Source organism: Wenzhouxiangella indolica (assembly GCF_042310355.1).
Taxonomy (GTDB): Bacteria; Pseudomonadota; Gammaproteobacteria; order Xanthomonadales; family Wenzhouxiangellaceae; genus Wenzhouxiangella.
The window spans coordinates 1-25,182 of the sequence record NZ_JBHJMR010000015.1; the positions used below are offsets into that span (position 1 = coordinate 1).

Sequence of the window (25,182 nt, forward strand, 5' to 3'; positions counted from 1 at the left end):
CCGTAACGCATCGGCCGATGCGTTGCGCTTCGCTCCACGCATCCTACGCTTCTCCGCAACCGCGCAGATGGCGCGCGCAAAGCGCGCGGGGGTCAATCCGGAGCGCAAGCCCGGAATCCCTCCCATGGCCACTTTCGGAAACGATCCCGGGCACCACGCGACCAGCCGGGCCATCGCGAAGCCCGCTCACCGAAGGGGCCAGCCCCCACAGTGACCAAGTTCCTGAGATAACCGAGCGTTGGACTTTGACTTTGAAGCGCGTTTTTTGGCTACTTTTTTCGCGCAGGAAAAAAGTTGCTCGCCGAAAGTGCCTGCGAAGCAGGCCGGGCGAAACCGCCTTTGACGTGTCGAGCCCCGCTCACCCCCCGGTGGCAACACGACCCCGAGCTACGTCACCAGGCGGGAGAACACATCCTTCGTCCCGGCATCGAAGAGCACGAAGCGGAATCGCAGCGTCGAAGGCAAGTGGTCCCGGACCGTCTGCACGGCGATCCGCGCGGCTTCCTCGAGGGGGTAGCCGAAGGCGCCGGCGGACAGGGCCGGGCTGCCCAGGGACTGGATGCCTTTCTCTTCGGCCAGGCGAAGCACGTTGCGATAGCCGGTGGCGAGCAGTTCATCCGACGGATTGTCGATGCCGTAGCGCGGGCCCAGGACATGGATGACCCAGCGGTTGGGCAGGTCGAAGGCCTCGGTGACGACCGCCTGGCCGGGCTCGATCGGCGCCAGGGGCCGACAGGCGTCGGCCAGTTTCGGGCCGGCGGCGCGGTGCAGGGCGCCGGCCACGCCGCCGCCGGGCATCAGCTCGGCGTTGGCGGCGTTGACCACGGCATCGAGGTCGGGCTGCCGGGCGATGTCGCCCTCAACGAATTCGATCGGCATGGTATTAACCCAGTGGCGTTGATCCCGAACTCATGATGCCATGCTGCAATTTCAGTCGTTTCGCCCCGGCGCGAATTCGGGATAGGCTTCCATGCCGCAGTCGACGCGGTCGAGACCCGCCGCCTCATCGTCGGGGTGGACGCGCAGCCCCACGCTCGCGTGCAGGATGGCCCAGACGACGAGGCTGGCGGCGAACACGAAGCCGCCGATGACGACCAGGCCCGCCAGCTGCCCACCCCATGTCGCTTCCGGGTTGGTCCAGAGCACGACCAATACACCCCAGATGCCGCAGCTGCCGTGCACCGAGATGGCGCCGACGGGGTCATCGATGCGCAGCTTGTCGAACGCCACGATGGAGCCGATCACAAGGCCGCCGCCGACCAGGCCGATCAGCAGGGCCTGCACCGGCGCGGGCGAAAGCGGGTCGGCCGTGATCGAAACCAGGCCGGCGAGCGCGCCGTTGAGCGCCATGGTGAGGTCGGCCTTTCCGAAGGCCGCACGCGCGACCAGAAGAGCGGCGACGAGACCGGCGGCCGCGGCCGTGTTGGTGTTGACGAACACGCGCGCGACGTTGTTGGCCGACTCGACGCTGGAGACCGCCAGCTCCGAGCCACCGTTGAAGCCGAACCAGCCCATCCACAGGATGAAGGTGCCCAGGGTGGCCAGCGGCAGGTTGGCGCCGGGGATGGCGCGCGCCTTGCCGTCGGGTCCGAAGCGGCCCTGGCGCGGGCCCAGCAGGAGAACGCCGGCCAGCGCGGCCGCCGCACCGGCCATGTGGACGATGCCCGAACCGGCGTAGTCGCTGTAGCCGAGGCCGTCGAGGAAGCCGCCGCCCCAGCTCCAGTAGCCCTGGAGGGGATAGATCACGCCGGTCAGGACCACGGCGAAGGCGAGGAAGCTCCACAGCTTCATGCGCTCGGCCACGGCACCGGAGACGATCGACATGGCGGTGGCCACGAACACCACCTGGAACATGAAATCCGACAGGTTCGAGTAGTAGAGCTCGCCGTCGCTGGCCAGCACCGCGTCGGTGCTGTTATCGGCGGCCGACAGCAGCCAGTCGACGCCGGGCCAGATGCTGTTGATGCCCGCGGACGGATACATCAGGTTGTAGCCGATGATCAGGTACATCAGGCAGGCGATCGAATACAGGGCAACGTTCTTGGTCAGGATCTCGACCGTGTTCTTCGACCGGACCAGCCCGGCTTCGAGCATGGTGAAGCCGGCGGCCATCCACATGACCAGCGCGGCGCAGACCAGGAAGTAGAAGGTGTCGAGGGCGTAGCGTGTTTCGATGATGGCTTCCATTTGTGTCGGTCCTCCCTTAGATGGCGTCCTGGTCGCGTTCGCCGGTGCGAATGCGAATGACCTGGTCGAGTTCGGCGACGAAGATCTTGCCGTCGCCGATGCGGCCGCTGCCCGCCGAGGTCTGGATGGCCTCGACGACGTCCTCGAGCCGGTCGCTGTCGACCGCGATCTCGAGCTTGATCTTGGGCAGGAAGTCGACGTGGTACTCGGCGCCGCGATAGAGCTCGGTGTGTCCCTTCTGGCGACCGAAACCGCGAACCTCGGTCATCGTCATGCCGGTCACGCCGACCTCGGCGAGTGCCGAGCGGACCGGGTCGAGCTTGAAGGGTTTGATGATGGCCGTGACCAGTTTCATGGCGAATCTCCCGTGGGTGTCCCCGACAGACGGAGCAAGCGGCGTGCCATGCCGCCAACCCATTGATTTCTGTGACTTCCATGTCGATGGCCGCCCGCCCCTGCGCGGCTTCTGGGCAGGCGCTGCTCAGTTTCGGGGCAGGCCGGTCACCCAAGCTGCGCGATAATGCGCCGGTCGCAGAAGCGCCCGATCCGTCGAATCCGATGCCCGAGTTACCCGAAGTCGAAACCACCCGCCGCGGCCTCGCCCCCCTGGTCGAGGGACGGCGCATCGCAGCGGTCACGATCCGCCAGCGCCAGCTGCGCTGGCCGGTTCCGCGCGAAGTCGACGGCGTCGCGGGCGAGACGGTCACGGCGCTGGAGCGCCGCGCCAAGTGGCTGATCTGGCGGCTTGAGTCCGGCACGCTGCTCTGGCACCTGGGGATGTCGGGTTCGTTCCGGGGCTGGGAGAATCCGCCCGCGCCCGGTCCGCACGACCACGTCGACCTGCAGATCGAAGGCGGCTACCTGATCCGTTTCACCGACCCGCGCCGCTTCGGCGCGCTGCTATGGGGCGGGGACGAGCCCCTGGCCCATCCCCGCCTGGCGACCCTGGGCCCCGAACCGCTGGAAGAGACCTTCGACGGCGAATGGCTGTGGCGCCTCAGCCGCGGCCGGAGGGCATCGGTCAAGCTGTTCATCATGGACGCGAAGACCGTCGTCGGCGTGGGCAACATCTATGCCTCGGAAGCGCTGTTCGCCGCCGGCATCCATCCGCGCCGCCCCGCGGGGCGAATCAGCCGGGCGCGCTACGACCGGCTGGCCGCCGCCATCCGGCACACACTCGCCGATGCAATCGAACTCGGCGGCACGTCGCTCAGGGACTTCACCGTGGGCGACGGCACGCCGGGCTATTTCGGACAATCGCTCAAGGTCTATGGCCGCGACGGCCGGCCCTGCCCGGGCTGCGGCGCGCCGGTTCGGCGCGAGGTGATCGGCCAGCGCAGCACTTTTTTCTGTCCACGCTGTCAGCGTTGAAGAGCGCCCACAGAGCTACTGCGCGTGCGCCTGACGGCGTCCGGCGGTACTCGGAATCCTCATGTACCTGCATGTACACGCGCAACGGCTCCAATACGGTGCTCCTTGCGCTACGCGCAAACCGCACCGTATATTCCACCTGCGCTGCGGTTCCTGCGTTCCGGCGGCCACCGTCAGCCACCCGCTCGCTACGCTCTGTGAACGCTCTTGCCAATGTCCAAACATCGATGATCATTCGAATGAAAAGGTTCAGCTCCGCTCTCTCGGTATCGATCTTGCTGATGTTTTTGCCCATGGCAGTTGCTGCCCAACCAGGCCCGGTGCAGCGCCCGCATATCGAAGTCGAACTGGTCAGCGAGGTCGACCACGTCGAACCCGGGCAGCCCTTCCGCGTGGGCCTGCGCATGCTGCCCGACGCGCACTGGCACACCTACTGGAAGAATCCCGGCGATTCGGGCCTGACCACCGAGTTCGAGTGGACCCTGCCCGATGGCGCCAGCGCCTCGCCCATCGAGTGGCCCTGGCCCGAGCGGGTTCCCATGGGCCACCTGGTCAACTACGGCTACGGCGGGGAGCACCTGCTGCCGGTCACGATCACGCCGCCGGCGGACCTGCGGGCGGGTGGTTCCTTCCCGATCGACCTGGCGGCGGACTGGCTGGTTTGCGAGGAGATCTGCATTCCCGGCGACGCCGAGCTGTCGATGACCCTGCCGGTCCGGGCCGGACCCGCGCCGAAAAACGGGCAGGTCGCGGGCCTGTTCGACTGGGCGGACGATCGTCGGCCCCAAAAGGTCGACTGGCCGGCGCGCTTTGACACCACCGGCGGTCAGCTCGCCGTGCAGATCGAATCGGTCGACTTGCCCGCCGGCGACGACTGGACCGTCTTCGTCGGCGCCGAGAACATCGTCGACCACGCCCAGCCGGCCGAAACCGCCCGCTTCGAGGGCGTGCTGCAGGCCGGGCAGCCCTTGTCGCCCTACCTGGGTGAGCTTCCCGAATCCCTGCCGGTGGTCTTTGTCGACGAGACCAACGATCGGGCCTTCGAAGTCCTGGCCGAACCCGGATCGCTGCAAAGCACCGGCGCGGCCGCGCAGGGCGCCGGCGAGCCGCCGGTCGGCTGGGGCGCGGCCCTGCTGCTGGCCCTGGCCGGCGGCGTGCTGCTCAACCTGATGCCCTGCGTATTTCCCGTGCTGTCGATCAAGGCGATGAGTTTCGTCGCCGGCGCCGGGCACGACCAGCGCGCCCACGGCCTGGCCTACACCGCCGGCGTGGTGCTGAGCTTTGCCGCGCTCGCCGGCGTGCTGCTTGGCCTGCGCGCCACCGGCGAGGCCGTTGGCTGGGGTTTCCAGCTCCAGTCGCCGTGGGTCGTGGGCATCCTCGTTTACGTGCTGTTCGCGCTGGCGCTTTCGCTGTCGGGCCTGTTCACTTTCGGCGGTCGACTCATGGGCGCCGGGCAGCAGCTGACCGAACGCGAGGGCGTCTCCGGCTCCTTCTTCACCGGCGTCCTGGCCTGCGTCGTCGCCAGCCCCTGCACCGCGCCGTTCATGGGCGTGGCACTGGGCGCGGCCGTACTGATGCCCTGGCCGCTGGCGATGAGCATCTTCATCGCACTGGGCTTCGGACTGGCCCTGCCGATGCTGGTGCTGAGCTTTTCACCCGCGCTGGCACGCAGGCTGCCGAAACCCGGCCCCTGGATGACGCGGTTCAAGCAGTTGATGGCCTTTCCGCTCTACCTGGCCGTCGTCTGGCTGCTGTGGGTGCTCGCTCGCCAGGTCGGCGCCGACGGCCTGGCCGCCGTACTCACCGGCCTGGTCGTACTGGCCTTCGTGCTGTGGCTGGGTGGCCTGCGCGATCGCGGCAGTACCACGGCCAGCGTTCGGCACGTCGCGCTCGTACTCGGCACCGTCGCGGCGATCGCCGCCCTGGGCGCCGGGGTGCGCATGCAAGCATCCTCGGCAGGTGGCCCCGAAGACGCCTGGTGGGAAGACTATTCGGCCGAGCGCCTGTCGGCGCTGCGCGCCGACCCCGAACGCGCGGTCCTGGTCAACATGACCGCCGACTGGTGCGTGACCTGCCTGGTCAACGAGCGCGTGGCGCTGGGCACCGACCGGGTGCGCGCGGCGCTGACGGACAACGACGTCGTCTACATGAAAGGCGACTGGACCCGGCGCGACGAGGCCATCACCGAGTACCTGTCCGAGTTCGACCGCAACGGCGTGCCGCTGTACGTGCTCTACCCGCACGACGGCGGCGACCCGAAAGTGCTGCCCCAGGTGTTGAGCCCGGGCTTGCTTGTCAACGCCATCGAATCACTGTAAACCATGCATTCCATCACCGGAGGAACCCGACCATGATTCAACGAGGCATTCAGTTGTTTACCGCCGCCGCCGTGCTCGCGCTATCCGCCGCGGTTGTCGCCGCACCGCAGATCGGCGAACCCGCGCCGGACTTCAGCGTGGTCGACACCCAGGGCAAGACCCACGCCCTGTCCGACTACGCCGGGCAGAAAGTGATTCTCGAGTGGACCAACCACGACTGCCCGTTCGTGCGCAAGCATTACGGGGCCGGCAACATGCAGGAGCAGCAGCGCATCGCCCGCGACGAGCACGATGTCGTCTGGCTGACCGTGATCTCCTCGAAGCCGGGCGCACAGGGGCACGTCAGCCCGGAGCGCGCCGATGAGCTGACGCAGTCGCGAGACGCCTATCCCGACGCGGTGCTGATCGATGAATCGGGCGAGATGGGCCACGCCTACGATGCACGCGTGACCCCGCACATGTACATCATCGACGAGGAAGGAATCCTGCGCTACATGGGCGGTATCGATTCCAACCCGAGCGCCGACCCGGACGATATCCCGGAGGCCACCCAGTACGTGATGGTTGCGCTCGACGAGATGGCGGCGGGTGACGAGGTTTCGCAGGCGACGACGCGGCCTTACGGCTGCACCGTGAAGTATTGAACCACCGGGTGTGCTGTACAGCGCGACCGACTAGGTCTATGCTCGATGGCACATCAATGGCCGGAGGGCCAACCATGAGCACTAACAAGATCATCGGCATCGTACTCATCATCATCGGCGGCGGATTGCTGTTCTTCGGCCTCCAGGCCACCGGCTCGCTGACCGAGGAAGTGCACGAGACCTTCACCGGTCGCTTTACCGACGAGACCACCTGGTACCTGCTGGGCGGCGCCGCGGCCGTGGTGGTGGGCCTGATCATGGCGCTGCGCGGCCGAAAGTAGGTGGCATGACCCGAAAACCCTCGATCGAAACCGCCTGCGTCCACGCCGGCGAGCAACACGGCGACAGCGGCCTCGGTATCAACACCCCGATCGTGACCAGCACCGCCTTCGACTACCGCGAAGGCGGCGTGCGCTACCCGCGCTACGTCAACGCCCTCAACCACGCGGTCGTCGCCGACAAGCTGGCCGCGCTCGAGGGGGCCGAGGCTGCGCGCGTTACCGCCTCGGGCATGGGCGCGATCAGCGCGGTGTTGCTGAGCCTGATGAAGCCGGGCGATCACGCCGTGATCCTCGACGGCCTCTATGGCGGCACCACGGACCTGATCGAAGGCCTGCTCGAGCCGATGGGCATGCGCTTCACCACGTGGAACGGCGAGCCGGATTCGCTGCCCGCCCTGTTCGAAGACGACACCCGGCTGCTGATGGTCGAGTCCCCCACCAACCCGCTGCTGTCGATCGTCGACCTGGCCGCCACGGCGAAGATCGCGAAGGCGAACGGCGTCGTGAGCTTTATCGACAACACCTTCGCCACGCCCATCCTGCAACGGCCGATCGAGCACGGCTTCGACCTGGTCATGCACTCGGCCACCAAGTACCTCGGCGGGCACTCGGACCTGCTCTGCGGCGCGCTGGCCGGCTCGAATGAACTGATCGATCGCATCCATCCCAACATCGTCCGCCTGGGCGCGACGCTCAACGGCCAGGACCTGGCCCTGCTCGAGCGATCGATCAAGACCCTGGGCATTCGGGTCGAGCGGGCCTCGGACAATGCGGGCGAACTGGCGCGGGGGCTCCATGCTGACGACCGCATCGCCGAAGTGCGCTATCCCGGGCTCGCCGGTCACCCCGGACACTCGATCGCCGCCGCCCAGATGAGCGGCTTCGGCGCGATGCTCAGCTTCCGGCTCGACGATTCGATCGCCCCCGAAACCTTCCTCGACCGGCTCGAGCTGATCCGCCCGGCGATCAGCCTCGGCGGCGTGGAATCAACCGTCAGCCAGCCGTCGAAGACCAGCCATGCCAAGCTCACGGCCACCAAGCGCGAAACGCTCGGCATCGACGACCGCCTGATGCGACTGTCGGTGGGCATCGAGGGAGTGGATGATCTCTGGGCGGATCTGGATCAGGCGTTGAGGACGTAAAGCCGAACGGCGGTGTTGTAGCGACAATCAAAATCTTTAAAACGCAAAGACGCAAAGACGCGAAGAAAAGCATAAAACCACGAAAGGCACGGAAGAAGAAGGTTTCTGGTTCTTCCAGTTTCCGCGTATCCAGTGATTCTATTGTTTTCTCGGTTTTTCTTTTTCTTTCTTCGCGTCTTCGCGTCTTTGCGTTTCAAAGGTTTTTGCAGACGACCATTCGGCCGACTCCGGACGGGACTAACGCCCGCCCGGCTCGGCGAAGCCCGCGAACCACTCGCGCACTTCCTCGTACCAGTACAGGGAGTTGTTGGGCTTCAGGACCCAGTGGTTCTCGTCGGGGAAGTAGATCAGGCGCGATTCGATGTCCTTGCTTTGCAACGTGCGGAACAGCTCGAAGGCCTGGCCGACGGGCACGCGCAGGTCCTGCTGGCCGTGGATGATCAGCGCCGGGGTGTCGAAGTCTTCAGCGTAATAGTGCGGTGAGATCTCCTGGTAGATCTCGGGCACTTCCCAGAAGTTGCCGAAGCGGTTCGCGTGCACGGCGAAGTCCGCGGCCATCTGCGAGTACATGTTGTAGACCGGCGCGTGGATCATCAGCGCGTTGAAGGGGTGATCCTTGCCCAGCAGGATGGATGACAGGTAGCCGCCGTAGCTGCCGCCGCCGGCGACCATGCGATCGTCGTCGATCCATTCCTGGTCTTCGAACCACTCGGCCGCGGCGATGGTGTCGTTGTAGGGCGCGGTGATCCAGTCGGGGTTGATGTAGTCGACAAAATCCTGACCGAAGCCCGAAGAACCGTGGAAGTTGTGCCAGGCGGTGACGTAACCCCAGGACGCGAACGTCTGGGCATTCCAGCGGAAGTGGAAAGTGTCGTTGATCGACCCGTGCGGGCCGCCGTGAATGAGCAAGAACAGGGGGTATTCCTTGCTGTCGTCGAAACCGGGCGGATAGTTGACCCACATCTGGATGTCGGCGCCGTCGTGGCCGGTGTAGGTCACCGACTCGTAGCTGCCGGCGTCGACCGAATCGAGCAGCTCCTTGTTGATCGTGCTCAGGCGGGCAGCCTCGCCGTTGTCGGCGTCGATGCGGACCAGGCGGGGCGGATAGAGGAAGCTCTGGTTGGTGCCGACCAGGGTGCCGTCATCGGCAACGGCCAGGTCGCCGTAGCTGGTCTCGGCGGTAATGGCGCGCGGCTGGCGGCCCTGGACGTCGATGAAGAATACGCGCACCGTGCCGGCGTCGTCGATCGAGCCATAGAAGCCGCTGGCGTCGGGCGCCCAGACCAGGCCCGAAGCGGAGCGATCCCAGCTTGCGGTGATGTTGCGCTGCTCACCGGTGTCGAGGTCGACCAGGACGATGTCTTGCGTATCGCCGTAGAAGCCGACGATGTCCTGCTGCAGGTAGGCCAGGGTCTCGCCGTCGGGGCTGAACATGGGCGTGCTGTCGTTGGCTTCGCTGTCGGCGGTGATATTGTCGGCCGACTCGCCGCCGATCTCGGCCAGGAAGACGTCGTAGTCGGGGTCGACACCATCGCGCTTGCGATCGGCGACGAACGCGATATGCGTTTCTTCCGGATGAATATCGTAGCTGCCCGCGCCGGCGCCCGAGCGCGAAAGCTGGCGATCCAGCGGCTGGGTCAGCGGCTCGACGTCACCGCCGTCGGCCGGGATGCGGAAGACGTGGTTCTGGCGCTCCTCGTCGATCCAGTGATCCCAGGACGAGTAAGGCAGGGCGTTCCACTGGTGGGCGGAGACCTTCGATTCCTTTTCTTCCTCGAGTTTCTCTTCCATCTCGTCCCAGTTCATGTCCGGGTACACGCTGGAGACGAAGTAGATGTGTTCGCCGACCCACTTCAGGCCGCTCAAGCCCGTGGGTACGTCGCTGACGCGCTCGGCCTCGCCGGGGCCGTCCATGCTCAGCACGTAGATCTGTCCGGCGTCGTCGTCACCGCGCTTGGCGACGAAGGCCAGCCGGTCGCCGTCGGGCGAGAAAACCGGACTGGAAGCATCCTGGCCCTCGACGGTCAACGGCCGTTCGACCGAGCCGTCGGCGGCGAACAGCCAAAGGCGCGTCTCGCCCTTGTCCTCCTCGACGTCGTAGTCGGTCACCGGCGCGACGATCCAGTCGCCGCCGGGCGAGATCACCGGCGAGCCGATGCGATCGAGCTCCCACAGCACCTCGGCCGACAGAACCTTGCGTTCATCGTCGCCGTTGTCTTCCTGCGCGAACGCCAGGATCGGGAGGAGGAATAGCAGGCTTAGCAGCAATCTCTTCATTGTTTGCCCTCTTCAAGCGGTTGTTGAATAAGGAACCACCGAACGCACCGAAAACACCGAAACGAAATCGAGCATCATTTTTCAGTGTCTTTCGGTGTCTTCGGTGGTTTCTCCTGTTTCATTTATCCGGAATACGGTTTGAGCGAATCCACCGCCATCGTGTAGGCCGAGTCGGCGGTTTCGTTGGAGACTTCCTCGATGTTCAGGGTGCCTTCCATGTAGAAGGCGTCCCAGATGTTGACCATCTCGATCGGTTCTTCGAGACGGCCGTAGATGATCTGGTTGGCCGGCGGCGGCGGGACGTGAATGCAGGCGCCGAAATAAGGCACCAGGAAGAAGGTCCTGAGCCTGCCCTTGCCGTCGGTTTCGACCGGCACGACGAAGCCGGGCACGCGAATCTTCTCGCCGTCGAGCTCGCCCACGGTCTCCCAGGACTGGAATTCCTCGGCCGAGGCGTAGCCGGAGTGGTCGACATCTTCCGACTCACTCAGCCAGGCGTCGGCTTCTTCCTCCGGCATGAGTTCGAGCCACTCAATCTCTCGCGCTTCCCCGGCCATCGCGGACGCGGCGAAGAGAAGCAGCACCATCGAAATCAGTGATCTGGTCAGCATGTCGTTCCTTGAAGATTGGTTCGCTTGATGGCTGTAAGACCCGGTGTGGCGCGGCGCGTTCAAGTCCGGACCTGCATGCCGTCGGTCAACGTTCTCCGGTAGGCCATGGTAGCCGGAACCAGGGCCACGAGCAGTCCAGCAAGCGCAATCAGGGCCAGAACGGCCACCTGCCAGGCCTGGGGCAGACCCGGACCGACGGCCAGGCCGAAGGTGTCGAGCACCCAGGGCGCGGCCAGTGCGAGGCTCGCCATCGCGACCAGCACGCCCAGCAGGATCCCGGCCACGGTGATCAGGCCCGCCTCGAATACCAGGAGTGCGGCGACTTGCCAGGGTCGGGCGCCGTTGGCTCGCAGAATGGCCATTTCCCGCCGGCGCTCGTTGAGCGTGGTCATCAGAACCGTCAGCATCCCCAGCAGGCCGGTGATCACGACCAGGGCGGCGACAATGCGCAGCACCTGCTCGGCGACCCCGGTGATGCGCCACAGTTGCTGCAGGGTGATCCCCGGCATCGTGGCTGTCAGTGCTTCCGGTCGGTACTCGTTGAGTTCTCTTTGCAGGCCGAAGACCGCCGCACGGGTATTGAGCCCGACCAGCATGGCGGTAATCGATTCGGGCGTCAGTTGCTCGCGCTGCTGCCTGGCCTCGTCGGGGGTCAGCCCGGAACCGGGACGATGAACCCCGCCCTGCCAACCGGTGTGAATCGCCTCATAGGCGGCGAGTGAAATGTACAGCGACTGATCCACCGGGGTGCCGGTGGGTGCAAGCACGCCCGATATCTCGAACGGGTGGTCGTCGTGCTCGTGCAGGCTGACGTTGCCGCCACCGTGTGCAATGGCGATTCGATCGCCGGGGGCGTACCCGAGCTTTCTCGCGACCTGGTAGCCGACCACGACATCGTAGAGATCGTCGAAAGCCTCGCCATCGCGAAAGCCCAGGGCCTGACTGTCGCCGTAGCGGTAGTGTTCGAAAAAGGCGCCGGTCGTTCCGGTCACCCGGTAGCCCCGGTGGCTGTCTCCCAGAGAAATCGGGATGGTCCACGCCACGCTGCGGTGGTCGGCCACCATCCGGTAGGTCGACCAGGACACGTTGTTGGTGGGACTGCCGAGGCCGAACACGGAGTAGAGCAGGAGCTGCACAGGCGCCGTGCGGGCGCCAACGATCAGGTCGGTGCCGCTGACCGAGCGATAGAAACCCTCGCGAACTTCGGTCCGGAGTTGTTCGACCATGACCAGCAAGGCGATGGACAGGGCGATCGTCACCACCGTCATGACCACGCTGAAGCGTCGGTTGAGAAGCGAATGCCAGGCGAGCGAGAAGAGCTTCATGCCGGCTCCGCCGCCGCGTTGACTTCCGGAAGGCTGACCCGCCGATCGAACCGGTCGGCCAGCGCCTGATCGTGGCTGACGAAAAGCATCGTGGCGCCGGCGGAGTCGACCTGCTCGAACAACAGGTCGAGGAAGGCGTCGCGCCGATCGGCGTCGAGCGCCGAGGTCGGCTCGTCGGCCAGGACCAGTTCCGGCGCGCCGATCAGGGCCCGGGCCGCCGCGGCTCGCTGTTGCTGGCCGACGCTCAACGCACCCGCCTTGCGCGACCAGAGGCCGGGTTCAAGATCCATCGCCTCAAGCAGGCGACACGCCGCCTTGTGTACATCGCCGGCACGTTCGGCGCGGTTGCGGGAGAAGCGGCAGGGCAGGATCACATTGCCGATCACGTCGAGCCAGGGCAGGAGATTGAACTGCTGGAATATCACGCCGACATGGTCGGCCCGGAGACGATCGCGCGCCGGACCGGAGAGCGTTTCCAACCGGGAACCGGCGAGCGCGATACTGCCGCGGTCGGGCCGGGCCAGGCCCGCGATCAGTGCCAACAGCGTGGACTTGCCGGAACCACTCGGCCCGTACAGGAAAACGCGCTCTCCCTGTGCCAGGCTGAAGGCATCGAGGGCGATGACCGTGGGCTGCCCGGCTTGCCAGGCAAAGCGTACGTCACGTAGTTCGAGCAGGGATTTCGGGGTCATTCAATCGAACCGCATCCGGAAATTCTCACTGTCGAGGCGATGGCTGGCGGCGCCGGCATCGCTGAGCACGTCGATTCGGATCGAGCGATTGTCGGGAAAGCCCTCGAACAGGTCGATGTCCAGCCAGGGCAATCGCCGGGACGGTTCGCAGCTTATCACGGCACTGACATGAAAGGCCCCGTGGCCGCCGCTCGGGCTTCGAGTGTGGGCCGTCTCCCGGTGGCCGTGGTCATGATCGTGGTCGTGGTTCTGATCGTGGCCATTCTCGGGCTGCGTTTCGTGACCATCGTCGTGCGAAGCCGCGTAACCGATCGTATCGATCTCGCTCGAAACCACACGGCAATCCGACTCGGGGTCGGGCTGCAGCCATTCGCCCGCTTCGAGGCGCGCCAGAGCAGCGTCGAGGCGTCCGCGCTGCTGGTCGTTTCGAGGCGGATGTTCGAACCCCACCAGGTTGTGGCCCGGCAATTCAAGCATGAGCTGCCACTGACCCGAGTCCTGGGCCAGGGAACCGATGCCGTGACCGTGTTCGTGGGCGGCGTGTTCTCGGCGCGCTTGTTCGGCCAACGCGCAACCGGGCACGCCGATGCAGGCGGCAAGCACGCAGTAGATGATTTTCGTATTCACGAGCGAGTACCTGTTGCCAGCAAGAAAGTTGTTATAATATAACATTCACGTAATCGGAAACAAGCGAATGCGCTTTCGCCTCTCGACCGACCGCATCGGACTGTTCGTCGCAATCGGCTGCGGGCTTCACTGCGCGGCGCTAAGCGGCGCATTCTTGTTGTGGCCGGCATTATGGCTCAACCGCCGGCTCTGGGAGAGCGGCCTGTGGCACTCGCTGCGCTACCTCGAGCTGGGGCTCCTCGCGCTGGCCTGGACGCTGGTGATATTCGCGTCCTGGCTGGGATGGAGACACCATCGCTGCCTGCATCCAGCCGTCATCGGCCTCACCGGGGCCATGGTCATGACCGTGGCGATCGTCACGCCACTGCATTTTTCCGGATTCTGGGTCAGTGTGATGGCCCTGCTGGGCGGTCTGACCGTAGCCGCGGCGCACTGGCTCAACCTGCGGCTATACCGCCGTTTGCACCAAAGAGGGGCTTGACGCACAATTCCCCGATCCAAAAATTTTCGGGGACTCGAGAATAATGAAAACCACCTCCATTCACGGCATGTGGTCGTCGCGGCTGGCCTTCATCCTGGCCGCCACCGGCTCGGCCGTCGGCCTGGGCAACATCTGGCGCTTTCCCTACATCACCTCCGAGAACGGCGGCGGCGCCTTCGTGTTGATCTACCTGGCCTGCATTCTCGTTGTCGGCCTGCCGGTTATGTTCTCCGAAATCGTCATCGGCCGGCGCGGACGCATGAGCCCGATCAATTCGCTCAAGGAGCTGTCCGACGACGCCGGCGCCACTCGCGCCTGGACCGGGATCGGCTGGATGGGCATCATCGCCGGCTTCCTGGTGCTGTCGTTCTACTCGGTGGTCGCCGGCTGGACGCTGCACTACGCTTTCACCTATTTCAAGCAGTTGCTGGGCGGGGCAGCAATCACCGACCCGGACGCGACCTTCGGCGCCCTGCTCGCCAACCCCGGTGAGCTGACTTTCTGGCACGCCATCTTCATGGTCATGACCCTGGGCGTGGTCGCCTTCGGCGTCGAGCGGGGTCTCGAGCGCGCGGTCAGCATCCTGATGCCGGTCCTGCTGGGGCTGCTGCTGATCCTGCTGGGCTATGGCATGAGTACCGGCCACTTCGTCGAAGCGGTCGGTTTCCTGTTCAAACCCGACTGGTCGCAGGTCTCCGGCGACATGGTCGTGACGGCCATGGGCCAGGCTTTCTTCACCCTGAGCCTGGGCATGTGCGCCATCATGACCTACGGGGCCTACCTGCCGGCCGGGGTAAGCATCCCGCGCGTGGGCGTCACGGTGGCGGCGGCCGACACCGCGGTGGCGCTGATCGCGGGCCTGGCCATCTTCCCGATCGTGCTTTCCTTCGGCATCGACCCGGGCACCGGTGGTGCGGGCCTGATCTTCACCTCGCTGCCGTTGGCCTTCAACGAAATGCCCTTCGGCATCCTCTACGGCATGATGTTCTTCCTGCTGCTGTCGGTGGCCGCCTGGACCAGCTCGATCTCGCTGCTGGAACCGGCTACGGCCTACCTGGTGGAGCGCACCGACATTGGGCGCAAGGCCGCCGCCATGGTCGTCGGCGGCCTGGCCTGGATCGCCGGCATGGCATCGGTGTTCTCGTTCAACGTCTGGTCGCACGTGTCGATCGGCGGGCGCGACATCATGAGCGCCATCGAACATGTCGCCAACAACATCATGATGCCGCTCGGCGGCATGCTGATCGCGGTGTTCGCCGGCTGGGTTCTGTCGAACAAGATCACGCACGAGGAACTCGACCAGAAGATGCCCGACTGGGCCTTCAACACCTGGCTGTGGCTGGTGCGGGTGGTGACCCCGGCGTTGATCCTGGTGGTGGTGGCGAGTTTGATGGGGCTCATTTAGTCAGGGACGAAGGCGGGCAGGCACTGCTGGTTCGCCTATCTTCTGCAATGATCAAGTACCAAATTCCAAGTACCAAACAAAGATCAATGATCGAATTTTCAATGACTCAAACTGGAGCCTTCTGAGCGCTTTCCGCTGCGTTTAGGTCATTCGATCATTGGTCATTGGACATTGTTTGAAAATTGGAATTTGGTTCTTGATCATTACCCTTCCTCCACCAACCACTCTCCCACGACTTCAGCCAGCAACGGCGCCAGATCGATCTCCGCCTCCGGCGCGTCGACGCTGTTGGTGCACACGATTCTGGCAATGCCGGCCGCGGCAAGCGTTTCGCGCGCTTGCTCGCCGAACAGTCCGTGAACACCTACCACCACCGGCGCATCGAAGCCGGCGATGGTGAGCGCCCGGGCGGCCTCGGCCATGGTCGTTCCCGAGGAAATGATGTCGTCGACGAGAACCGGCGTGTGCCCGGCCAGGGCGTCGAGTTCGGGAAGCTGCAGGGTCACATCGCGGTCGCCGTGGCGCTTCTTGGTGAAAACCCGCCAGGGCAGGCCACGCAGGCCCGCCACGGCCGAGACCCATTGTTCACTCTCGCCGTCGGGGCCGATCAGCACCGGGTCGTCGACTTCGGAGGCAATCCACTCGGCCAGGGCCGGCGCGGCTTCGACGACGCGCGAGTCCAGAGAGTAGAGCTCGTCGAGGCTGGCGTAGCGGTGGAGGTGCGGATCGACGGTCACCAGCCAGTCGAAGCCGCCCGACAACCAGCGCGCGAAAGGCCGCGAGGTGACTGCCTCGCCGGGCCTGAAGCGCATGTCCTGGCGCATGTAGGGCAGGTAGGGGCAGACCAGCCCGATTCTCGCCGCGCCCAGTTCGCGCACCAGGTCGGCGGCAAAGAGCAGGGAAGCGAGCTTGTCGTCGGGATGGTCGAGGCGGGCCACGACCAGCACGTCGCGGCCGGCCGGGTCGTCGTGCACGCGCAGGTAGCTTTCGCCGTCAGGAAAACGACGCCACTCGAGTTCGCCCAGCGGCAGGTCGAGCCGTTCAGCAAGGGCGTCGGCCAGTTCCTCACTGCCTGTAAACGGCAGCAAAAGCGCGCGGTCGCGAGTACTCATGCGCCCTTCCCGATGGCCACGATGCCGTTGGTCTCGGCATACTCGCGGGCATAGTTGAGTTCGCCGCGCGTCTCGGCATGGATGGTGTAGACGGGCTGGCCGACTTCGACGCGATCACCCAGGCGCACGTGCATGTACACCCCGGCGGCGGCAGCGGCAGGCGCACCGGCCAGCTTGGCCACCTGGGCCAGTCGGCGGTTGTCGAAACGGGTGACTTCACCCGAATGCGCGGCCGGCATCGGGTGGGACTGGCTGGCCACGGGCGGCCGGCGGAGGCCGCCCTGCGCGCGGCAGATGGCTTCGAAGCGGGCCCTCGCGCGGCCGCTGGCCAGCGTCTCCTCGGCCATCACGGATCCCTGATCGGGCTCGGCCACGCCGGCCAACTCGAGCAGGGCGCCGGCCAGCACGACGGCGCGCTCGCGCAGGTCACGCGGCTGGTCTTCGGCGTTGGCCAGAACCGCCAGAATATCGTGCGCCTCGAGCGCGGGCCCGATGCCGCGGCCGACCGGTTGACTGCCGTCGGTGACCAGCACGCGAACCTGCATGCCGAATCGCTCTCCCGTTGCCCGAAGCCGGGCGGCAAGGCGTTCGGCATCGGCGCGCGATCGCACCTTGGCCGTCTCACCCACCGGCACGTCGAGCACGAGGTGCGTCGAACCGGCGGCAACCTTCTTGGATATCACCGAGGCCACCATCTGGCCTTCGGCGTCGATGTCCATCAAGCGCTCGACGCGAATCAGGGTGTCGTCGACCGGGCTGAGTCGCATCGCGCCGCCCCAGGCCATGCACGCGCCCTCGGCCTCGACCACGGAGCGCAGCTGCTCGATGTCGAGATCGACCCGGGTCATGGTCTCGACCGTATCGGCCGTGCCGGCCGGAGAGGTGATCGCCCGGGACGAGGTCTTGGGCATCCACAGGCCGTGTTCGGCCACGATGGCGACCACCAGCGGCGTCGTGCGATTGCCGGGCAGCCCGCCGACGCAGTGCTTGTCGACGATGATGTCGCGCGCCCACTCCAGGCGTTCGCCGGCGCCGACCATGGCCGCGATCATGTCGCTGAGCTCGTCGTCGTCGGGATCGCGCGCGGCCATGCTGGTCAGGAACATCGCCAGGTGGACGTCGGCGTAGCGACCGGCGGCAATGTCGTTGATCGCCGCATGCATCTGTGCGCGGTCGAGGCGATTGCCGTAGACGCGTCCGCGCACGGCGCTGAGCGAGGCGATCGGCTGGGGATGGCTGATGTGAACCGGATCGCCTTCGACCACGCCAAGCTGCCGCCAGGCCGATTCGGACAGGCCGATCTGATCCAGGCCGAACCATTCGGAATCGATCTGGTAGAGCGTGGCGATAATCGACTTACCGGCGTGCTTGAGTCGGACGCGGGCGTGGGCCGAAAAGCCTTCGGATCGGCACACCGGGCTGTCGCGCCGGGTGATGACCACCAGCTCGTCGTGGGTGTCGAGGCCCAGGCGGCGTGCGACGAGATCGTTGCCGTTGTTCGGCTCGGAACCGGCGCTCATGGCAAGGCGTGCTCGGATCCGTCGTCCGGCACTTCGCAGTCCCAGCCCAGCTCCTCTTCGATGCGAAGGCGCAGGGCATCGGCCGCGTCGGGCTCGCCGTGGACGATGAAGGTCTTGCGCGGCGGCCGTTCGAAACCCTTCAGCCAGCGCATGATCTCGTCGGCATCGGCGTGCGCCGAAAGCATGTCGAGATTCTCGACCCGCGCGCGCACCGGCCAGTACTGGCCATGGATCTTGACCGATTCCTCGCCGGCGATCATCTTGGCCCCGCGCGTACCGCCGGCCTGGTAACCGGCGAACAGGATCGTGTTGCGCCCATCGGGCGCGTAGACCTTGAGGTGGTGGATCACCCGGCCACCGGTCGCCATGCCGCTGCCGGCGATGATGATCTTCGGGTGGGGATTGGTATCGAGCGCCTTGGACCCTTCAACGTCGCGAACGTATTCGGGCAGCGCGCAGGCCGCCTCGGCCTCGGCCGGGCTCAGACGATGGTCGCCGGGATGGTCGGCGAACACCTGGGTGGCGTTGATCGCCAGCGGGCTGTCGAGGTAGACGGGAATGGTCGGAACGGCGCCGGACTGGATCAGCCGGTTGAGATGGTGCAGTAACAGCTGCGTACGCCCCACGGCGAAGGCCGGTATGATCACGCTGCCGCCGCGGGCAACGGTTTCCCGGACGATGCGCCCGATCTCCGCTTCCGGGTCTTCGTGGTTGCGGCTGCGGTTGCCGTAGGTCGATTCGACCACGAGGTAGTCGGCCGTGGGCACCGGCTCGGGATCGGGCATGGTCGCGCTGCTGTAGTTGCCCAGGTCCCCGCTGAAGACGATGCGCGTGCCGTCGATGTCGACCTGCGCCGTGGCGGCCCCGGGTATGTGCCCGGCATGCCGGAACAGCACCTCGACGTGATCGGTGCGGTAGGGCTCGTCGTAGCGCACCGCGCGAAAGTGCTTGAGCGAGGCTTCGGCTTCCTCCTTGGTGTAGAGCGGCCGGGCCGGCTCGTGCTTGGTCCAGCCGTGACGGTTGGCCAGTTCGGCATCCTTTTCCTGGATGAAGCCGCTGTCGGGCAGCAGGTAGCGGCAAAGGTCTCGCGTCGCCGGCGTGGCCAGGATCCGGCCGGAAAATCCCTCGCGACAGAGCACGGGCAGCCAGCCGGAATGATCGATGTGCGCATGGGTCAGGATCACGTGCTTGATGCGCGAAGCTTCGATCGGCAGGGAGCGCCAGTTGCGCTTGCGCAGGTTCTTGTAACCCTGGAACAGGCCGCAGTCGACCAGGTAGTGGGAACGCTTGCAGCGCAGCAGGAACTTGGAGCCGGTGACGGTGCCGGCGGCTCCGAGAAAGCGGATTGTCTTTTCAGCGCTACTGGCCATTGGTCATCTCTTCGGATTGGATTGGCAGATTTCGGAGAAGCGTCTCAGGACGGTGTCGCCCGCCGGGCCCTCGCTCACGCCCTCGAAAAGGGCGCGACTGTCAAAGCCCTCGCCCTCGAGCAGCTCGGCCCGGGCCTCCACATAGCATCGCATGATCGCGGCATCGAACTCCGGGTGAAACTGCACACCCCAGCTGCGGCCACCGAAGTGCAGGGCGTGATGGGGATCGCCTTCGGTTCGGCCGATCACGCGGGCCGAATCGGGTGGGGCGAGTACGGCTTCGAGATGGGTCACCTGAACCGACGCCCGGGGTGCGAGCGCACCGATCAGTCGATCGTCGGTCGACTCGACTTCGAACGCCCGGGTGCCCATTCGCCTGCCGTTGGGATTGGGGCCGACGTCTCCGCCCAGGGCATGCGCCATGAGCTGGTGGCCATAGCACACGCCCAGGACGGGCAGGCGGTCTTCGCGCACGATCGCGGCCAGCCATCGGGCGGTGCGCTCCGACCAGTCGAGTCGTTGGGAAACCATGGCCGGCGAACCGGTGACGATGATGCCGGCGTAGCCGTCCAGTTCCTGCGCGTCCGGCAATGGCGGCGACGCGACGACGTCACGCGTTTCCATGCGAAACCGCCGACCGGCCGGCGAACGCGCGAACCAATCGTCAAAATCGCCGAAGCGCTGCCGCGCCTCGGTAAAAGCCGAGCCGGTCTTGATGATCAGGATTGTCGGCTGTTGCATGGGCTGGCCGCGCGAGCGACGGACCATGGCTCACTCCTGCCTGAATCGGTCCCGGAACAGCAGGCCGTCGAGCACGGCGGCGACATCCGGATCATCGACCCGCAGGATGAACATGCCGCGATTGATGTCGGAAACCAGCACTGAACCGTCGGCGAAATAGGGGAACACGCTCCAGGCACCGTCGAAGCCCAGGGGGGCGTCTTCGGGAAAGGTGTCGAACCAGGCCACCTCCGTGAGCTCGGCCGTGGCCGGATCGTCGATGCGCAGTATGCGCAGGCCACGTTGGTAGTTGGCCTGGAAGACGTAGTCGCCGATGACGTACTGGTTGTGATCGATCGACAGCCCGTCGGCGATGTACTCGGCCGGGTCCGGCGCTTCCTCGAGCGACTCGAAGTCGAAGATCAGGGTGCGCGTCCCCGCCAGGTCGTTGCTGGTCTCGTCGAGTTCATCGTCAGTCAGGAAATAGCGTTGATCGCCGGTCAGCCAGCCCTGGTGGGTGTAGGCCGCATCGTCGTAGGTGTGGCGGCCGACCTGAACGGGGTTGGCCTTGTCGGTGACATCGACAATGGTGACGCTTTCCTCGTTGCTGGCAAAGCAGATTTCACGCCCCTGGTAGGCTTCGTCCGGACCGCGGTAGACGACGCACTGGACATCGTGCGTGTAGCCGTCGTCCGCGAAGCAGCCGGCGTAGGTCGGATTGGTGGGCTGGCGGATATCGACCATGTAGAGACCGCCTGAACACAGGTTGCCGCCGACGGCGTAGGCGTAGCCGCTTTGCTCGTTGATGGCAATGTTGTGGGCCGAGTGCAGGGTGTTGCCCCCGGCCTCGCCGGTGAAGTGAGCGTCGTGGTCGAAGGTCTGCGGATCTTCCGGGTCGACGTCGAGCAGCCGGGTCAGGTCGAAGACCTGGATGCCGTGGCCGGAGACGGCGTCGGCGACCATGAAAGCATGATCGTCGTAGGTCTTGATATCGGACCAGGTGCTCGTGCCAACGCCGTCGGGGCGCGGCAGGTTGCCAAGATAGACGGGATCGTCGGGATTGGTGATCTCGACGAAGCTTACTCCGTTGGAGCGTCCCATCAGCGCGAATCGACGGCCGGAGTCGGCGTGAACCCAGCCCCAGTTGTCGGCGCCACTGCCGCCGCCGATGGTCGGCAGGTCGAGCCAGCCGGACAGGCTGACCTGGTGGCAATCGAACTTGTCGGCAGAGCCGGCGATGCATCTCGCCGGGCCCGAATAGTCGTAATCGACGCGTTCCTGCTGCTTCATGTGGTGCGCCATGCTCTCGAAATCGATATCCGGGTGCTGCTTGCCGAGGATCTGCGCACGCTCGCTGGTGAAGCAGCCCAGGGCGATGGCCGGGATGAGCACGAGCAGGGCAGGCAGGTGTCTGATGAGTCTGGAGGACATGATCGAATCCGTTGTGTGGTCGGTTTGCATTGGTGCCGGATCGCGGGCGATAGGGGTCAAGCCTGCCCATCTTAACGGATGGACGCCACCGGGCCCGGTTTCGGCCCGTTATACTTGCGGTTTCGCCTTACGGGTATCGAATCGATCGTGTATTTTCAGGACTTCATCCGCACCCTGGACCGCTACTGGGCCGAGCAGGGCTGCGTGCTGACCGCCCCGCTCGACCTCGAGGTCGGCGCCGGCACGTTTCATCCGGCCACTTTCCTGCGCGCCATCGGTCCCGAACCGTGGAACGCGGCCTACCTGCAGCCCTGCCGCCGGCCGACCGACGGTCGCTACGGCGAGAACCCCAATCGCCTGCAGCACTACTACCAGTACCAGGTGGTCATGAAGCCCTCGCCGCTGAATTTCCAGGAGTTGTACCTCGGCTCGCTCGATGCGGTGGGTATCGACCCGAAGGTGCACGACATCCGCTTCGTCGAGGACAACTGGGAGTCGCCTACCCTCGGCGCCTGGGGCCTGGGCTGGGAAGTCTGGCTCAACGGCATGGAGGTCACGCAGTTCACCTATTTCCAGCAGGCCGGCGGGCTGGCCTGCAAACCGGTCATGGGTGAAATCACCTACGGCCTGGAGCGCCTGGCGATGTATCTGCAGGGCGTCGACAGCGTCTACGAGCTGGTCTGGACCGAGGGGCCGTTCGGCAAGGTGACCTACGGCGACGTGTTCCACCAAAACGAAGTCGAGCAGTCCGCCTACAACTTCGAGCACGCCGACGTCGACAGCCTGTTCGGCTGGTTCGACACCTGTTATCGCGAGTCCGTGCGGCTGGTCGATGCCGATCTGCCGCTGCCCGCTTATGACCAGGTGCTCAAGGCATCGCACGCCTTCAACATGCTCGACGCCCGCCAGGCCATCTCGGTGACCGAACGGCAGCGCTATATCCTTCGCGTTCGCGACATCTCCCGCCGCGTGGCCGAAGCCTACTACGCCAAGCGCGAGGCGCTGGGCTTCCCGGCGCTCAAGGAAGCCGACAGGGAGGACGCGGCATGAGCGAGAACGCCGACCTGCTGATCGAAATCGGCTGCGAGGAACTGCCGGCCGGCCAGCTGCATTCCCAATTGGACCTGCTGGCCGATGGACTGGGGTCCAGGCTCGCCGACGCGGGTCTGATCGAAACCCACGCGGACATCGTTCGGCTGGGCACCCCGCGACGCCTGGCCATTCGAATTCCCGCGGTCAAGGCGCGCCAGGCCGACCAGGTGCTCGAACGCAAGGGCCCGGCCGAGAACGTGGCCGTCGACGGCGACGGCAATCCGACCAAGGCGGGCGAGGGCTTCGCGCGCAGCGTCGGCAAGGCGTTCGACGAACTCGAGTGGCTGGAGAACGAACAGGGCCGCTGGCTGTTCACGCGCGTGGAGCAACCCGGCCAGTCGCTGGCACAGCTGCTTCCGGAAATGTTCGACGCGACCATCCGGTCCATGGCCGGCGCGCGATCGATGCGCTGGTCCGACCGCGAGGACCGATTCCTGCGGCCGGTGCGCTGGCTGGTCGTGCTGCACGGCGCCGACGGCGTCGAACTGAATTATTTCGGCCTGGATGCCGGGCGGCAGACCCGCGGCCATCGCATTCATGCCCCGGGCTGGCACGAGATTCCCGACGCCGGTGAGTACGAACAGGTTCTGGAGAAGGCATCGGTCATCGTCGATCCGGCGCGGCGCAGGCAGCGCATCATCGAGCAGGCCCGGGCGCTTGCCGACGAGGCCGGGCTCACCGCGGTACTCGAGGACAAACTGGTCGACGAGGTCGCCGGCCTGACCGAGTGGCCGGTGGCGGTGATGGGACGCTTCGACGAGGGCTTCCTGGCCGTACCCGAGGAGGCCCTGATCTGTTCGCTCGAGCAGCACCAGAAAAGCTTTGCCCTGCGCGACGGTGACGGACGGCTTGCGCCGCGCTTTATCGCCGTCGCCAACATCGAAAGCAGCGATCCGGGGCTGATGACATCCGGGTTCGAACGCGTGATCCGCCCGCGCCTGGCCGACGCCCGTTTCTTCTGGGACCAGGACCGGCGCGAATCCCTGGCCGACAAGCGACAACGGCTCGACGCGATCCTGTTCCAGGAGAAGCTCGGCAGTATCGGCGACAAGGTCAGGCGGCTGGAGAAGCTGGCCGAGACCACGGCGCCGGCGCTGGACGCAGGTATCGACGTCACGGTGCGGGCTGCCGGTCTGTGCAAGTGCGACCTGGTCACCGAAATGGTGGGCGAGTTTCCGGAACTGCAGGGCGTTATGGGTCGCTACTACGCCCTCGAGGACGGCGAGCCGAAAACCGTGGCCGACGCCATCGAAGGCCATTACCGTCCCCGGCATGCCGGAGACGAGCTGCCGGCCGACCCGGCCGGACGCGCGCTGGCACTGGCCGACCGCCTGGACACCGTGCTGGGCGTGTTCGCCGCCGGGCAGAAACCCAAGGGCGGCAAGGATCCTTTCGCGCTGCGGCGCGCCGCCCTGGGCATCGTTCGACTGCTGGGCGACTCGGGCACGACCCTGACGCTGCGCAAGGCCCTGACCTCGGCCGCGGGCGCGCTCGAGGGCGTGGCCCAAATCGACGACGCCCTGATCGACGAAGTCGAGCAGTTCATTTTCGAGCGGCTGCGCTCCTGGCTGGGCGAGCAGGGGGTCGAGACCAACACCGTGCACGCTGTCGCCGCCGGTGATTCGGGGTCGGTGGCCGACTTCGCCGCGCGAGCGCGCGCCGTCCAGCAGTTCGCCGACGACCCGGCGATGGCCTCGCTGGTCGCCGCCAACAAGCGCGCCAGCAACCTGCTCAAGCAGGCCGACCTGGAGGTGAGTCACCGCATCGATCGCGCTCGCCTCAACGAAGCGGCCGAGCAGCAGCTGGCCGAGGCTATCCAGGGTGCCGGGCGGGCGCTCGAGCGCGCGATGGAACAGGCCGACTACCCGGCGGCGCTGGCGGCACTGGCCGAACTGCGCGCACCGGTCGACGCCTTCTTCGACGATGTGATGGTGATGTGCGAGGACGAATCGCTCAGGAACAACCGCCTGGCGCTGCTGGGGCAGCTGCGCGAACTGTTCCTGCATATTGCCGACGTCGCCCGCCTGGGCCGCTGATGGGTGGCCAGGCCGCGCCGGTACTGATCGAGCGCGCCCTGCTGCTCGGGCGGGGCGACAGCGCGCCGGATGCGGCGCGAATCGAAAAAGTGGTTGCCTTCCAGCGGCGCGGGCATCGCGTGCTGCTGGTTGCCCCGAAACCCGCCAGCTGGCGTCCGACCCGGCGCAGCGTGGACCGCGACCTGGCCCTGCAGCAACAGCTCCACCAGATGTTCTCGCGCGCCGGGGCCGAGCTCGACGGCGTACTCTACCTGGGCACCGGCCTGTTCAGCCGCAAGGATCGCCAGAAGAACGAATTCGAACAGACGGCGCGGCGTTATGGTCGCAACGTCGGCGAAATGTTACTCATCGGTTGCGATCAGGCGCTCATAGAGGCCGCCGACCGGGTCGGCCTGAAGCTCCACGTGATCGGCTCGAACCCCATCACCAACATCCCCACCTTCGAAGACTTCAGGACCGCTCTGGCGAACGTCGGGTAGCGTCCCCGATCGGGGTTCCGTGAACACCTTGCTCGCTGGCGATGTATCGCTCTTGGAATTT

Annotated in this window: 23 protein-coding genes; 10 read left to right on the plus strand and 13 right to left on the minus strand. The window is 65.9% G+C overall.

The window, feature by feature from the left end; translation table 11 throughout:
* Positions 1–387: 387 nt before the first annotated feature.
* From ACDC67_RS13380 to ACDC67_RS13390, 3 genes are read right to left on the minus strand one after another with little or no spacing between them, the layout of a single operon-like run.
* Positions 388–879: a macro domain-containing protein gene (locus ACDC67_RS13380; RefSeq protein ID WP_376693912.1), complete on the minus strand. Its 492-nt coding sequence runs from the start codon at positions 877–879 to the stop codon at positions 388–390.
* Positions 880–930: 51 nt separating this feature from the next.
* Positions 931–2,187 (minus strand): ammonium transporter, encoded by a 1,257-nt coding sequence (amt, locus tag ACDC67_RS13385; RefSeq protein ID WP_376693913.1) that lies wholly within the window; start codon positions 2,185–2,187, stop codon positions 931–933.
* Positions 2,188–2,203: 16 nt separating this feature from the next.
* Positions 2,204–2,542, minus strand: coding sequence for a P-II family nitrogen regulator (locus tag ACDC67_RS13390; RefSeq protein WP_376693915.1), 339 nt, complete (start codon positions 2,540–2,542; stop codon positions 2,204–2,206).
* Between the two features lie 203 nt (positions 2,543–2,745).
* On the opposite strand from ACDC67_RS13390, the gene mutM reads away from it, so the two are divergent.
* From mutM to ACDC67_RS13415, 5 genes are all read left to right on the plus strand, one after another.
* A complete protein-coding gene (gene mutM, locus ACDC67_RS13395) occupies positions 2,746–3,558 on the plus strand; it encodes a bifunctional DNA-formamidopyrimidine glycosylase/DNA-(apurinic or apyrimidinic site) lyase (protein WP_376693916.1) in 813 nt (270 codons plus the stop codon).
* Positions 3,559–3,851: 293 nt separating this feature from the next.
* A complete protein-coding gene (locus tag ACDC67_RS13400) occupies positions 3,852–5,876 on the plus strand; it encodes a protein-disulfide reductase DsbD family protein (protein ID WP_376693918.1) in 2,025 nt (674 codons plus the stop codon).
* Positions 5,877–5,908: 32 nt separating this feature from the next.
* A complete protein-coding gene (locus ACDC67_RS13405) occupies positions 5,909–6,520 on the plus strand; it encodes a thioredoxin family protein (RefSeq protein WP_376693919.1) in 612 nt (203 codons plus the stop codon).
* A gap of 74 nt (positions 6,521–6,594) precedes the next feature.
* Positions 6,595–6,801, plus strand: a complete 207-nt coding sequence (locus ACDC67_RS13410; RefSeq protein WP_376693921.1) for a DUF3185 family protein — start codon at positions 6,595–6,597, stop codon at positions 6,799–6,801.
* A gap of 5 nt (positions 6,802–6,806) precedes the next feature.
* On the plus strand, positions 6,807–7,943 hold the full coding sequence (locus ACDC67_RS13415; protein ID WP_376693923.1) for a trans-sulfuration enzyme family protein: 1,137 nt from the start codon (positions 6,807–6,809) through the stop codon (positions 7,941–7,943).
* A 237-nt stretch (positions 7,944–8,180) separates the two neighbouring features.
* Here the strand turns inward: ACDC67_RS13415 and ACDC67_RS13420 are convergent, their stop codons facing one another.
* The 5 genes from ACDC67_RS13420 to ACDC67_RS13440 form a co-directional block, all read right to left on the minus strand.
* Positions 8,181–10,220, minus strand: coding sequence for a prolyl oligopeptidase family serine peptidase (locus ACDC67_RS13420; RefSeq protein ID WP_376693924.1), 2,040 nt, complete (start codon positions 10,218–10,220; stop codon positions 8,181–8,183).
* A 122-nt stretch (positions 10,221–10,342) separates the two neighbouring features.
* Positions 10,343–10,831 (minus strand): DUF3299 domain-containing protein, encoded by a 489-nt coding sequence (locus ACDC67_RS13425; protein ID WP_376693926.1) that lies wholly within the window; start codon positions 10,829–10,831, stop codon positions 10,343–10,345.
* A gap of 59 nt (positions 10,832–10,890) precedes the next feature.
* The gene (locus ACDC67_RS13430) at positions 10,891–12,156 is read right to left on the minus strand and encodes an ABC transporter permease (protein WP_376693928.1); all 1,266 of its coding nucleotides are present in this window, start codon (positions 12,154–12,156) and stop codon (positions 10,891–10,893) included.
* Positions 12,153–12,848 carry an ATP-binding cassette domain-containing protein gene (locus ACDC67_RS13435; protein WP_376693929.1) on the minus strand — a complete coding sequence of 232 codons (696 nt, stop codon included), beginning with the start codon at positions 12,846–12,848 and terminating at the stop codon, positions 12,153–12,155. The genes ACDC67_RS13430 and ACDC67_RS13435 overlap by 4 nt, the downstream gene beginning before the upstream one ends.
* Entirely contained in the window at positions 12,849–13,475 is a 627-nt protein-coding gene (locus ACDC67_RS13440; protein WP_376693931.1) for a ZrgA family zinc uptake protein, read from the minus strand. It abuts the gene before it with no gap.
* Positions 13,476–13,542: 67 nt separating this feature from the next.
* On the opposite strand from ACDC67_RS13440, the gene ACDC67_RS13445 reads away from it, so the two are divergent.
* On the plus strand, positions 13,543–13,956 hold the full coding sequence (locus ACDC67_RS13445; protein WP_376693933.1) for a MerC domain-containing protein: 414 nt from the start codon (positions 13,543–13,545) through the stop codon (positions 13,954–13,956).
* Positions 13,957–13,996: 40 nt separating this feature from the next.
* The gene (locus tag ACDC67_RS13450) at positions 13,997–15,361 is read left to right on the plus strand and encodes a sodium-dependent transporter (protein WP_376694013.1); all 1,365 of its coding nucleotides are present in this window, start codon (positions 13,997–13,999) and stop codon (positions 15,359–15,361) included.
* A 203-nt stretch (positions 15,362–15,564) separates the two neighbouring features.
* On the opposite strand, the gene ACDC67_RS13455 is transcribed toward ACDC67_RS13450, so the two are convergent.
* From ACDC67_RS13455 to ACDC67_RS13475, 5 genes are read right to left on the minus strand one after another with little or no spacing between them, the layout of a single operon-like run.
* On the minus strand, positions 15,565–16,473 hold the full coding sequence (locus ACDC67_RS13455) for a ribose-phosphate pyrophosphokinase (RefSeq protein ID WP_376693935.1): 909 nt from the start codon (positions 16,471–16,473) through the stop codon (positions 15,565–15,567).
* Entirely contained in the window at positions 16,470–17,993 is a 1,524-nt protein-coding gene (locus ACDC67_RS13460) for a thymidine phosphorylase family protein (protein WP_376693937.1), read from the minus strand. The genes ACDC67_RS13455 and ACDC67_RS13460 overlap by 4 nt, the downstream gene beginning before the upstream one ends.
* A complete protein-coding gene (locus ACDC67_RS13465; RefSeq protein WP_376693939.1) occupies positions 17,990–19,363 on the minus strand; it encodes an MBL fold metallo-hydrolase RNA specificity domain-containing protein in 1,374 nt (457 codons plus the stop codon). Before ACDC67_RS13465 ends, ACDC67_RS13460 begins: the two co-directional genes overlap by 4 nt.
* Positions 19,364–19,366: 3 nt before the next feature.
* Entirely contained in the window at positions 19,367–20,131 is a 765-nt protein-coding gene (locus tag ACDC67_RS13470) for a glutamine amidotransferase (protein ID WP_376693941.1), read from the minus strand.
* 3 nt (positions 20,132–20,134) lie between these two features.
* Positions 20,135–21,514, minus strand: coding sequence for a choice-of-anchor B family protein (locus ACDC67_RS13475; protein ID WP_376693943.1), 1,380 nt, complete (start codon positions 21,512–21,514; stop codon positions 20,135–20,137).
* Between the two features lie 147 nt (positions 21,515–21,661).
* On the opposite strand from ACDC67_RS13475, the gene glyQ reads away from it, so the two are divergent.
* Genes glyQ through ACDC67_RS13490 form a run of 3 tightly spaced genes read left to right on the plus strand, consistent with a single transcriptional unit; the run spans position 21,662 to position 25,121 of the window.
* Positions 21,662–22,564 carry a glycine--tRNA ligase subunit alpha gene (gene glyQ, locus ACDC67_RS13480; RefSeq protein WP_376693945.1) on the plus strand — a complete coding sequence of 301 codons (903 nt, stop codon included), beginning with the start codon at positions 21,662–21,664 and terminating at the stop codon, positions 22,562–22,564.
* The gene (gene glyS, locus ACDC67_RS13485; protein ID WP_376693947.1) at positions 22,561–24,642 is read left to right on the plus strand and encodes a glycine--tRNA ligase subunit beta; all 2,082 of its coding nucleotides are present in this window, start codon (positions 22,561–22,563) and stop codon (positions 24,640–24,642) included. Before glyQ ends, glyS begins: the two co-directional genes overlap by 4 nt.
* Positions 24,642–25,121: a hypothetical protein gene (locus ACDC67_RS13490; protein ID WP_376693948.1), complete on the plus strand. Its 480-nt coding sequence runs from the start codon at positions 24,642–24,644 to the stop codon at positions 25,119–25,121. The genes glyS and ACDC67_RS13490 overlap by 1 nt, the downstream gene beginning before the upstream one ends.
* The last annotated feature ends 61 nt before the right edge of the window (positions 25,122–25,182 follow it).